The 9,983-nt window shown below is 74.8% G+C and carries 12 protein-coding genes; 10 read left to right on the top strand and 2 right to left on the bottom strand.

The annotated features are described in order from the left end of the window. Positions 1 to 5 precede the first annotated feature (5 nt). Both BAW75_RS16425 and BAW75_RS16420 read left to right on the top strand, forming a co-directional pair. Positions 6 to 503 carry a FluC/FEX family fluoride channel gene (locus BAW75_RS16425; RefSeq protein ID WP_244206141.1) on the top strand — a complete coding sequence of 166 codons (498 nt, stop codon included), beginning with the start codon at positions 6 to 8 and terminating at the stop codon, positions 501 to 503. Positions 504 to 525: 22 nt separating this feature from the next. Next, positions 526 to 888, top strand: coding sequence for a fluoride efflux transporter FluC (locus BAW75_RS16420; RefSeq protein WP_104114135.1), 363 nt, complete (start codon positions 526 to 528; stop codon positions 886 to 888). A 9-nt stretch (positions 889 to 897) separates the two neighbouring features. Here BAW75_RS16420 and BAW75_RS16415 read toward each other — a convergent pair whose 3' ends face one another. Both BAW75_RS16415 and BAW75_RS16410 read right to left on the bottom strand, forming a co-directional pair. Continuing rightward, complete coding sequence (locus BAW75_RS16415; RefSeq protein WP_030499339.1) at positions 898 to 1,230, bottom strand: hypothetical protein; 333 nt, start codon at positions 1,228 to 1,230, stop codon at positions 898 to 900. An 88-nt stretch (positions 1,231 to 1,318) separates the two neighbouring features. Beyond that, on the bottom strand, positions 1,319 to 2,578 hold the full coding sequence (locus BAW75_RS16410; protein WP_104114134.1) for an MFS transporter: 1,260 nt from the start codon (positions 2,576 to 2,578) through the stop codon (positions 1,319 to 1,321). Between the two features lie 118 nt (positions 2,579 to 2,696). Between BAW75_RS16410 and BAW75_RS16405 the strand changes: the two genes are divergently transcribed. The 8 genes from BAW75_RS16405 (at position 2,697) to BAW75_RS16370 (ending at position 8,769) form a co-directional block, all read left to right on the top strand. Then, positions 2,697 to 3,686, top strand: a complete 990-nt coding sequence (locus BAW75_RS16405) for a LacI family DNA-binding transcriptional regulator (RefSeq protein ID WP_064445751.1) — start codon at positions 2,697 to 2,699, stop codon at positions 3,684 to 3,686. Between the two features lie 48 nt (positions 3,687 to 3,734). After that, positions 3,735 to 4,208 carry a nitroreductase/quinone reductase family protein gene (locus BAW75_RS16400; protein ID WP_104114133.1) on the top strand — a complete coding sequence of 158 codons (474 nt, stop codon included), beginning with the start codon at positions 3,735 to 3,737 and terminating at the stop codon, positions 4,206 to 4,208. A gap of 185 nt (positions 4,209 to 4,393) precedes the next feature. Further along, positions 4,394 to 5,230 (top strand): LppM family (lipo)protein, encoded by an 837-nt coding sequence (locus BAW75_RS16395; protein ID WP_244206137.1) that lies wholly within the window; start codon positions 4,394 to 4,396, stop codon positions 5,228 to 5,230. A gap of 138 nt (positions 5,231 to 5,368) precedes the next feature. Further along, positions 5,369 to 5,713: a hypothetical protein gene (locus tag BAW75_RS16390; RefSeq protein WP_064445749.1), complete on the top strand. Its 345-nt coding sequence runs from the start codon at positions 5,369 to 5,371 to the stop codon at positions 5,711 to 5,713. A 13-nt stretch (positions 5,714 to 5,726) separates the two neighbouring features. Continuing rightward, entirely contained in the window at positions 5,727 to 6,335 is a 609-nt protein-coding gene (locus BAW75_RS16385; protein ID WP_104114131.1) for a glycine zipper family protein, read from the top strand. Further along, entirely contained in the window at positions 6,332 to 7,012 is a 681-nt protein-coding gene (locus tag BAW75_RS16380) for a carboxypeptidase-like regulatory domain-containing protein (RefSeq protein ID WP_104114130.1), read from the top strand. The genes BAW75_RS16385 and BAW75_RS16380 overlap by 4 nt, the downstream gene beginning before the upstream one ends. 16 nt (positions 7,013 to 7,028) lie before the next feature. Then, complete coding sequence (locus BAW75_RS16375) at positions 7,029 to 8,285, top strand: phage tail sheath family protein (protein WP_104114129.1); 1,257 nt, start codon at positions 7,029 to 7,031, stop codon at positions 8,283 to 8,285. Between the two features lies 1 nt (position 8,286). Beyond that, positions 8,287 to 8,769, top strand: coding sequence for a phage tail protein (locus tag BAW75_RS16370; protein ID WP_043323571.1), 483 nt, complete (start codon positions 8,287 to 8,289; stop codon positions 8,767 to 8,769). Positions 8,770 to 9,983 lie beyond the last annotated feature (1,214 nt).

Raw genomic sequence — 9,983 nt, 5'->3', positions numbered from 1 at the left:
GGGTTATGCTCGCGGGGGCGGTGGGAGGTGTGGTGTCGGATCCGCGCGTTGATCCGGACGTCGACCTGCGCGTACCGGCGGACCGGTCGGAACTGTCCGCGCACCCGGCGGCCGTGCTCGGCGTGATCGCCGCCGGTGGCGTGTTCGGCGCGCTCACGCGGGCGGGCGCGCAGGCGGCGGTGCCGCACCGGCCCGGCGAGTTTCCGTGGGCCACGTTCGCCGTCAACGTCACCGGCTGCCTGCTGATCGGTGCGCTGACGGCGATGCTCGCCGCCCGCCCGGCCCACCCGCTGACCCGGCCGTTCCTCGGCGTCGGCGTGCTCGGCGGGTTCACCACGTTCTCCGCGTACGCGGTCGACGCGCAGCGGCTGCTGACCGACGGCGCGGCGGCGACGGCGGGCGTCTACCTGGCCGCCACGGTGCTCGGCGCGCTGGCCGCGGTCGCGGCCGGGGACGCGGTGACAGCGCGCCTGCTGGCCGCCCGGCACGGGCGGGCCCCGTGACCGCCCAGACGGTGGCGGGCCGATGACCGTCCTGCTGATCGCGCTCGGCGCCGCGCTCGGCGCGCCGCTGCGCTACCTGACCGACCGGGCGGTGCAGGCCCGGCACGGCTCACCGTTCCCGTGGGGCACGCTCACCGTGAACGTGGCCGGGTCGCTGCTGCTCGGCGGCCTGCTCGCGGCGCCCGTCGACCCGGCGGTGACCGCGCTGGTCGGCACCGGTTTCTGCGGCGCGCTGACCACCTGGTCGACGTTGAGCTACGAGACGCTGCGCCTGGCCCGCGCCGGGAAGCGCCGCCTCGCGTACGCGAATGCGGCGCTCAGCGTGGCCGCGGGCCTGGGCGCGGCGTTCCTGGGCTACGCCCTCGTCACCGCGCTGACCGGCTGACCGCGCCGGTCAGCGGGCCCGGCGTTCCGGGTGGGCCCGGTTCCACGCCCGCATCCGCTCCGGGTAGCCGGTGCGGGCCGCCTCGTACAGCGGCACCGCGTGCTTCTGGGCGATCTTGCCGGCGGCGCGGGGCGAGCCGGTACGGCGGCGGATCCACTCACCGTCGTGCGCGATGGCGACGACTGTGGTGTCGGTGGCGGTGGTCTCCGGTTCCAGGTAGAACTCGACCCCGCGCCGGCTGGTGACGAACGCCTCCAGCTGCGCCAGGTCCTCCTTGGTCGCCTCGCGGTCGAGCTTCGTGGGCGTCGTCGGGTCGGCGGCCCGGCGGCTGAACCAGCCCATGCCCGCCTCCTCTCCTCGGCGTTCGCTCCAGTGCAGCACGCCGGCCTGGCAGGCGGCTGGGAGCGCGGTGGGAGTCGGCTGGACCCGCTCAGCCGACCTTCGCCGCCGCTGCGCCGGCCTGCGTGTCCGGCGCGGCGGGGCGCTCCCGCAGCACCGGCACCAGCGCGAGCGTGGGCAGCAGGAGCAGCGGCACCACGCCGAGCGCGGACAGCACGCCGAAGTGGTCGCCGAGGAAGCCGAGCAGCGGCGGGCCGGCCAGGAAGGCGGTGTAGCCGATCACCGCGACCACGCTCACCCGGGCCGGGGCCTTGTCCTCGTCGTCGGCGACGGCGCTCATCCCGACCGGGAAGCCGAGCGAGGCGCCGAGCCCCCACAGCGCGACGCCGACCACCGCGAGGGGGCCGTTCCCGGCCAGTACGGCGAGCGCCGCGCCGGCGGACGCCATCGCGATGGTGGTGAACAGGACCGGCACCCGGCCCCACCTGTCGATGGCGACGGTGCCGACGGTGCGGCCGATCGTCATGCCCACCACGAACACGCCGAACACGGCGGCGCCGACCGCCTCGTCGACCCCGTACCCGTCGACGAATGCCACCGCGAGCCAGTCGTTGGCGCTGCCCTCGGTGAACGCCATGACCAGCACGAGCAGGCCGACCAGCAGGGTGCGGGGCTCGCGCCAGGCGGCCAGCAGCGCCTGCCGCCGGGCGGCCGGCTCCCCGGCCCCGGCCGCCTCGGCGGTGGCCGCGAGGAATGCCCGGGCGCCGACCAGGTTGCCGGCCAGGATCAGCACGGACAGGACCGGCAGGTGCACGCCCACGGGTACGCCGAAGTGCGCGGCGCCGGCGCCGAGCCCGGCCCCGGCCACCGAGCCGAGACTCCAGGCGGCGTGGAACCGGGGCAGGATGGTGTAGCCGAGGCGCTTCTCCACGGCCGCGCCCTCGACGTTCATCGCCACGTCGCACATGCCGGAGCCGAAGCCGAACGCGGCGAGGCCGAACCCCACCCCGACGACCGAGCCGGCCAGGCTGGCGGACAGACCCGCCACGGTCAGGCCGAGCGAGACCAGCACCACCGACACGGCGACAGTGCGCGCGGGCCCGAGCCGCTGGGTGACCAGGCCGGCCGTCGGCATGGCCAGCAGCGAACCCGCCGACGCGCAGAGCAGCAGCAGGCCGAGCCGCCCCGGGTTGAGGTCGAGCGCCTCCTGGGCCGCCGGGACCCGGGAGAACCAGCTCGCCACCGCGAGCCCGTTGAGGGCGAAGACGACGGCGACGCCGTTGCGGGCGGTCAGCACCGCCCGGGGCGCCGGTGGCCGCTTCCCGGCCGGTGCGTCGATGGTGCTGCTCACGGTGCGGTGGTCCCTTCCCCCGTCTGGTTCCCGACGACAATCGCACACCTGAGAGCGCTTCCACCACAAGCGCCGTTATGGCTTCGCCCATCCGCGCCGGAGCAGGCATGATGCGGACATGGGTACGCCGACCGCACGTCCCGCCACGCTCGACGACGTCGCCCGCGGCGCCGGGGTGTCCCGGGCCACCGCCTCCCGGGTGCTCGGCGGCTACGGGTTCGCCTCGGCGGACGCCCGCGCCCGGGTGCACGCCGCCGCCGAGCACCTCGGCTACGTGCCGGACCTCGCGGCCCGGTCGCTGGTGCGCGGAGCGGGCGTACGCCTGGTGGTGGCCGTGGTGGGCCGCGACGACACCGTGCTGGACGACCCGTACGTGCACCGGGTGGTGGGCGCGGCGTCGCGGGTGGGCGCGCCGCACGGCGTCGGGGTGGCGCTGGAGTGGCTGCCGCTGGCCGACCCGTCCGGGCTGACCCGGCTGGGCGCCGACCGGGGCGTGTGCGGGGTGATCCTGGTCAACACGACCCAGGCCGCGCTGGACGCGGTGCCGCCGAGGCTGCGCGGCCGGGTCGTCTCGATCGGTCAGGGCTCTCCGGCGGTGCCGTCGTTCGACGTCGACAACGCCGGTGGCGCGGGTGAGGTGCTGCGTCACCTGTACGCCACCGGCCGGCGCCGCGTCGTCATGGTCACCGGGCCGCGCTGGTTGAGCTGCGCAGAACGGTCGGTGACCGCGTACCGGGAGCTGATGCGGGAGTCCGGGTCGCCGGAGCGGCTGGTCACCGGCGACTTCACCGCGGCGCGGGGCGGCCGGGCGGCACTGGAGGCGCTGCGCCGGTGGCCGGACGCCGACGCGGTCTACGCGGCCAGCGACGCCACCGCGTTCGGCGTGATCGCCGCGCTGCGCGGGCGCGGCGTGCGGGTGCCGCACGACGTGGCGGTGGCCGGGTTCGACGACCTGCCGTACGCGGCGATCAGCAGCCCGCCGCTGACCACCGCGACCCACCCGGTGGACCGGATCGCCGCCGCCGCGGCCACGGCCGTGCTGACGCGCGCGCCGGTCGCCCCGAGCACCGCGTTCCCGTCGACGCTGGTGGCCCGCGAGAGCGCCTGAGCGCCGCCGCGCGCTGCTGGTCGACGGGTACAGCGAAGGAGGGGCCCGATGGGCGGTGTCATGACGTGGATGTACCGGGGCGGCCGGCCGAGCCGGCCGGCCCGGATGTTGAACGGGCTGGCGGCGTGGCAGTACGGCCTCGGCCTCGCTCCGCGGCACTGGATGACCATGGAGGTGCCCGGCCGCCGCACCGGGCGGACCATCTCGGTGCCGATAGTGGTCGCCGATCACGACGGCGAGCGGTACGTCGTGTCGATGCTGGGCGAGAAGGCCAACTGGGTGGCGAACGTGCGCGCCGCGGGAGGCCGCGTGGTGCTGCGCCGTCGCCGCCGCGAGCCGGTCCGGCTGGTCGAGGTGCCGGTGGCGCAGCGGCCACCGATCCTGCGCCGGCACCTCGCGCTCGCCCCCGGCGCGCGACCGCACGCGCCGGTGGACCGGCACGCCCCGCTGGACGACTTCGCCCGGGTCGCCGCCGGCATCCCGGTCTTCCGGATCGTCGCGGCGGAGTCGTCGGCGCGGTGACGGCGGCTCACGCTCCGGTGAAGGCGCGGCCGGCCCGGCGAATCCGCGTCGTGACAATCCTTCAGAATATCGATCGCTCACGTTTTCGAGGTCGTCCGAATGGGAGAGGACGCCGGTAAGATCGGCGACAGAACGGCGACCGATCACGGACTGCCCGGCGGGCGGCACCGGCTCACACTGAGCGCATGAATACGAGACTCCGCCGCAGCCGGGCATTCCGCCTCGCGGTGTGTCTCGCCCTCGTGGCGATATTGAGCGGCTGCATGCAGCTCAACCTCGGGCTGACCGTGAACGACGACGACACGGTCTCCGGTCAGCTCCTGCTCACCGCGCCGAAGACCGTGCTCAAGCAGCGCAACCCGGACCCGGCGGTGGCCTTCGCGGAACTGCGGCCGAACATTCCCTCACTTCCGCCCGGAGCGGAGACCCGGTACGAGGACGCCACCTCGTACGGCATTCAGATCACGTACCGGAAAACACCGCTGGCACAATTCACGAGCGAAAGCGTGAATCTTGTCCGGGACGATGATCTGTATCGCTTCTCGCTCCCGCTGGACCCGAAGAAATACGGCGGGAAGTTCGGGCAGCAGGATCCGCGCCAGCAGCAGGCGTTCATGACGCTGATGGCGTTCGAGATCTCGGTGACGTTCCCCGGCCGGGTGCTCGACACCAACGGCACTGTCACCGGGCGCTCGGTCACCTGGAAGGTGGTCGCCAACCAGCCCAAGCCGTCCGAGCTGCGCGCCGTCGCCCAGGCGCCCCCGCCGCCGGCCACCAGCCCGGCCGCCGTGGTGACCGGTGACGGTTCCTTCCCGTGGCTGCCGGTGGTGGCCGCCGTGGTCGTCCTGCTGCTGGTCGCCGCCGTCGTGCTCGTGCTGCTGATGCGGCGGGGGCGCTCCCGCGGCGGCCCGGACGCGACGGCGACCACCGGCCCGGGCGTGCCGGCCGACCCCGCCCCGGCCTCCACCGGCGCCCCGGCCGCGCCCGACGCACCGACTCGACCCGCCGGTCCGCCGGCCTGAGCCCACCGACCACCGACGGCGTCCGCGCCGGCGGCCCACCAGCACACCGGGCGGAGGCTGGGTCACGTGACCCGGAACGCCGCCGCACCATCCCACCCCGACCTGCACCACCGCACCATCGAAAAGAGGGGGATCGCCGTGAACGATCTCTTCACCTGGGCCGCCCTGGGCAGCCTCACCGGCGCCAGCGCCGCCACCCTGCTCGCCGCGAACGTCATCGGCGGGCTGATCGGCCCGAGCGGCGACAAGGCGCGCAAGTGGATCGCGCTGGGCTTCGCGCTCCTGCTGTCCTACCTGACCGCCGCGTTCGCCGCCGACGCCGGCCCGGAGAAGTGGATCATCGCGTTCTTCAACGGGCTGGTGATCTTCTCCGCCGCGCTCGGCGTCAACCAGCTCCCCCCTGGTAACCGGCAGGCGACGCAGGCGTCGCCGACCCAGCTCGCCCAGGGCCACGAGCCCCGCTACGTCCGCTCCTGGGTCTGAGAGAGGTGACCCCATGATCTTCGGCATCCTCAGCGCCGCCGTCCAGGTCGTCTTCGGCGCCGTACTCGGGCAACTCGCCGCCGGCACCGTCGGCCTGCTGGCCGGCGCGGTCGTCGGCCGGCTCGTCGGCGCGCCCTTCGGCTGGGCGTCCGCGTCCGCCGGCACGTACGGCCCCGACCCGAAGGGGATCTTCCTGTTCGTGGTCGACCACACCTGGAGCCTGCTCAACACGTTCGCCGGGGCGCTCTTCCTGGCCCTGCACCTGGTCTTCGGCCACCAGCTCGACCGGATCGTCTCGGCCGGCAGCGGCCGGGTCAACGTGATCGAGGGCGTCTCACCCCGGTACGCGACCACGATCGGCACCGTGTGCGCCGGCTCCAGCCCAGGAATCCAGCGCCACGAGGACGTGCACGTGTTCCAGGCCCGGCTGCTCGGCCCGTTCTACCTGCCGCTCGTGGCTCTCAACTACGTGCTGTTCACCATCGCCCCGGTGTGGCTGCTCTGGCACGACCACACCAACGCGCCGATCAACCGGTTCACCCGCTACTTCGAGATCGGCGTCTACCCGCACGTGTGGAACGAGGCCATCGCGTACCGGATCCAGGGGACGCCACCGCGATGACCGGCGCGATCGAGGCGGCCGTCGCGGACGTCGCGAGCTGGCTGACCGGAGCCGCGGGTGAGCCCGTACCGGTCGGCCCGCCGCGCGACGACCCCGGCGGCGGCCTCACGGTCTGGCCGCTGGAGCTGCGGCCGGCCCGGCAGACCGCCACCGGCGGCGCGGCGCGCGAGCCGTACCGGTTCGTGGTCCGGCTGCTGGTCTCCGGCGGCGGGCCGGCGGCGCTGCCCGCGCTGGACCGGGTGCTCGCCGCCGCCACCACGTCCGGCCGGCCGGAGCTGGTGCTCGCCACCGGCGACCCGGCGCTGTGGCGGGCGCTCGGCGTGGCGCCCCGGCCGGCGCTGCTGCTGGACGTGCCGGCCCGGATCGACCGGCCGGTCCCGGTCGCGCCGCCGGTGCGGCACCCGCTGCGACTGCGGCAGCTCGGCATGCGCACGCTCGACGGCCGGGTGGTCGGCCCGCAGGACCAGCCGCTCGCCGCCGTCCGGGTGGAGCTGGTGGGCACCGCCCAGGCCACCGAGACCGACACCGCCGGCCGGTTCCGGCTGACCGGCGTGCCGCACGACCCCGACGCGCCGGACGCCCCGGTGCGGATCCGGCTGGTCGGCGCGGGACGCGTCCACACCGCCGAACTCGATCCGGACGGCGACCACCTGATCGTCGTCCGCGCGCCCGACTGACGTCCGAGGAGGACCGATGCCCACCTACTTCTCCCCCGGCATCTACGTCGAGGAGGTACCGAGCGGGGCCCGCCCGATCGGACCGGTCGGCATGAGCACCGCCGCGTTCGTCGGGGTCGCGCCCGACCGGGGCGCCCACGTCGGCGAGGCGCTGGCGGTGAACAGCTGGACCGAGTTCCTGCGGCTGTACGCCGACGGCGAGCACCTGGAGAGCACCCCGCTGGCCCGCGCCGTGTTCGGCTTCCTGGACAACGGCGGCACCCGCTGCTGGGTGGTGAACGTCGGCGAGGGCGGCCGCCTCACCGGCACCGGCGGGCGGCGCGGCGGCCTGGAGCTGCTGGAGGCGATCGACGAGGTCTCCATAGTGGCCGCGCCCGGCTACCACGACCCGGTCTCGCACGAGGCCCTGATCAGCATGGCCGAGCGGCTGCGCACCATGGTGGCGATCTGCGACCCGCCGCCGGAGGTCACCGACGTCTCCCGGCTCACCCGCGTCGCCACGCCGGGCAAGCCGCCCAAGCCCGCGTCGGCCGCTTCATCCGCGTCGGCCGACAAACCCGCCGAGGGTACGCCGGGCGACGCGGACGACGAACCGCCCGGCACCGGCGGCGACCGGCCCCGGCAGTCGGACTACGCCACCTTCTACTTCCCGTGGATCCGGGTCCGTGACCCGCTCAGCGGCGACCTGGTGCTCACGCCGCCGAGCGGGCACGTCGCCGGCATCTGGGCTCGCACCGACGCGCTGCGCGGCGTGCACAAGGCGCCCGCCAACGAGCCGGTACGCGGCGCCGTCGACCTCGCGTACCGGGTGACCCGGCCGGAGCACGACGTGCTCAACCCCAAGGGCGTCAACGTGATCCGCTTCTTCGCCGGGGAGGGCATCCGGCTGTGGGGCGCCCGTACGCTCGCCGCCGAGGCCAGCGAGTGGCGCTACCTGAACGTACGGCGGCTGTCCATCTCGATCGAGCAGGCCATCGCGGGCGGCACCCGCTGGATGGTGTTCGAGCCGAACGACTTCACGCTGTGGCGCTCGATCCGCCGCGACATCGGGGCGTTCCTCACCCGGGTGTGGCGCGACGGCGCGCTGCTCGGCCGTACGCCCGAGGAGGCGTTCTTCGTCAAGTGCGACGAGGAGACCAACCCGGCCGACGTCCGCGACGCCGGGATGGTGGTGGCGCACATCGGCATCGCCGTGGTCAAGCCCGCGGAGTTCGTGGTGTTCAAGCTGAGCCAGTGGGCCGGCGGCACCGAGACCGAGACGATCGGAGGCTGACATGCCCACCACCGCGACGCCGCAGCCGGGGGCGCCCGTCGACCCGTACCGCGCCTACCACTTCAAGCTGCTGATCAACGGCATCACCAACGGGCACTTCACCGAGGTCAGCGGCTTCGAGGTGGCGATTCCCGCGCTGTCGTACCGGGAGGCGGGCAACGAACGCATCCGGGCCGTGCCGGGACAGGTCGAGTACGCCCCGGTCACGCTCCACTTCGGCCTGACCAGCTCGCGTGAGCTGTGGGACTGGGTGAACGCGGCGGCGAAGGGCACCGTCAACCGGCGCAACGTGTCGGTGGTGCTGCTCGACCCGGCCGGCACCGCCGAGGTGCTGCGCTGGAACATGATCAACGCCTGGCCGACCCGGTGGCGGGGCGCGCACCTGAACACCCTGTCGCAGGAGATCGCCATCGAGGCGCTGACCCTGGCGTACGAGGGCCTGGAACTGGAGGCCGGCGGTGCCGCCGCCCCGGCGGGCGCGTGACCGGCTGGCCCGCGCGCTGCGGGTCACCGCGGATCGCCTGTCCGGTCCGGCCCCGCCCGAGGACGCGCCGCCCGCCCCGGGCCAGCAGCCCGCCCCCGGTCAGCCGCCCGAGCACTGGCGGCGGCTGGTGGCGGCGCACGCCCCCGGCCTGCTGCGCGACCTTCCGCCGGTTTCCGCTCCTCCCCCGCTCTCCGACGAGCGGCGCCAGAAGGGCCGGTGGCGCTGGATGGCACGTTTGATCAACGGACTCGCCGCTTTCCGCAACAGCCCGCCGAGATCTTGGTACGAAAGGGCCCCTATAGGGGCCGTTTCCTACCAAGATCTCCCGGAGCTCCTGGGAAGTGGGACGGGGATCTCGGGAAGCGGGAACTCGGAGCCGGGGCGCGGTGCGCGGTCGCCGGGAGCGACGAGTGCCGGGTGGGAAGTGAGCGGGGCGGCGCCCTCCACGCCGACGCCGGGCGCCCGGTCCCGCTCGGACGGGGCCTCGCGGTCGTGGGACAACGAGGCGTCTGCGGGTGAACCCGCGAACCGGTTCGTGACGGAGCCGATCGGCTTGGCCGGGGCACCGGAGAGGACGAGAGCGGCGCGTATGCCGGACCGGACCGGATCACCGGGCGCCGTCGGCCCGACCGGTACCGCAAGCACCACGGAAACCATCGGTGGCGCGCCCCCGGCACGCCGGCCGGTGGTGACTCGCGCCCTCAGGCCGGCCCTCACCGGCATGAGGGGCGCGAGCAGCGACGGCACCGGTCGGCCCACCGACCCGGGCGTGCCCGCTGGCACCGCCGGGCCCGTACACCCCGCCGGCAGCCGGGACACGATCGGGTCGCCGGGTCGCGTGGGATCCGGCGAATCGGACCGGCCGTCACCGTCCGAGCGCAGGCCCGGCCCCGACCGGGTGGACCCGCTCCGCAACCTCCCACAGGTCGACCGGGGCCGGCCGACGCGCAGGGACGACATCGCCGGAGCGGACGTGCCGTCCGGTCGAGGGGACATGCCCCCGCTCACCTTCGCGGCTGCACCACCGTCGTTGCCGCGCGGACCGGCCGCACGCATCAAGGGCGGTCGAACCGGATCAACGAACGGTCGCGACGGGACAAGGGACGGATCCGTCGCCCAGTACCCGGGGCGCGCCGCCGGCCTGCCGTACCCGGGCGGACACGACCCGGCGTCCGGGGAGAGGCAGGGGCGGTGGCCCGCGCGTCCCACGTACA

This window comes from Micromonospora chalcea (genome assembly GCF_002926165.1).
Taxonomy (GTDB): domain Bacteria; phylum Actinomycetota; class Actinomycetes; order Mycobacteriales; family Micromonosporaceae; genus Micromonospora; species Micromonospora chalcea.
Note: the sequence above shows the minus strand (reverse complement) of the source record. Positions and strands in the feature narration are given on the sequence as shown.

Bases quoted from the DNA above. Each gene is read 5' to 3' on its own strand.
- BAW75_RS16425 (WP_244206141.1), top strand. From the start codon at position 6: ATGCTCGCGGGGGCGGTGGGAGGTGTGGTGTCGGATCCGCGCGTTGAT.
- BAW75_RS16420 (WP_104114135.1), top strand. From the start codon at position 526: ATGACCGTCCTGCTGATCGCGCTCGGCGCCGCGCTCGGCGCGCCGCTG.
- BAW75_RS16415 (WP_030499339.1), bottom strand. From the start codon at position 1,230: ATGGGCTGGTTCAGCCGCCGGGCCGCCGACCCGACGACGCCCACGAAG.
- BAW75_RS16405 (WP_064445751.1), top strand. From the start codon at position 2,697: ATGGGTACGCCGACCGCACGTCCCGCCACGCTCGACGACGTCGCCCGC.
- BAW75_RS16400 (WP_104114133.1), top strand. From the start codon at position 3,735: ATGGGCGGTGTCATGACGTGGATGTACCGGGGCGGCCGGCCGAGCCGG.
- BAW75_RS16395 (WP_244206137.1), top strand. From the start codon at position 4,394: ATGAATACGAGACTCCGCCGCAGCCGGGCATTCCGCCTCGCGGTGTGT.
- BAW75_RS16385 (WP_104114131.1), top strand. From the start codon at position 5,727: ATGATCTTCGGCATCCTCAGCGCCGCCGTCCAGGTCGTCTTCGGCGCC.
- BAW75_RS16380 (WP_104114130.1), top strand. From the start codon at position 6,332: ATGACCGGCGCGATCGAGGCGGCCGTCGCGGACGTCGCGAGCTGGCTG.
- BAW75_RS16375 (WP_104114129.1), top strand. From the start codon at position 7,029: ATGCCCACCTACTTCTCCCCCGGCATCTACGTCGAGGAGGTACCGAGC.
- BAW75_RS16370 (WP_043323571.1), top strand. From the start codon at position 8,287: ATGCCCACCACCGCGACGCCGCAGCCGGGGGCGCCCGTCGACCCGTAC.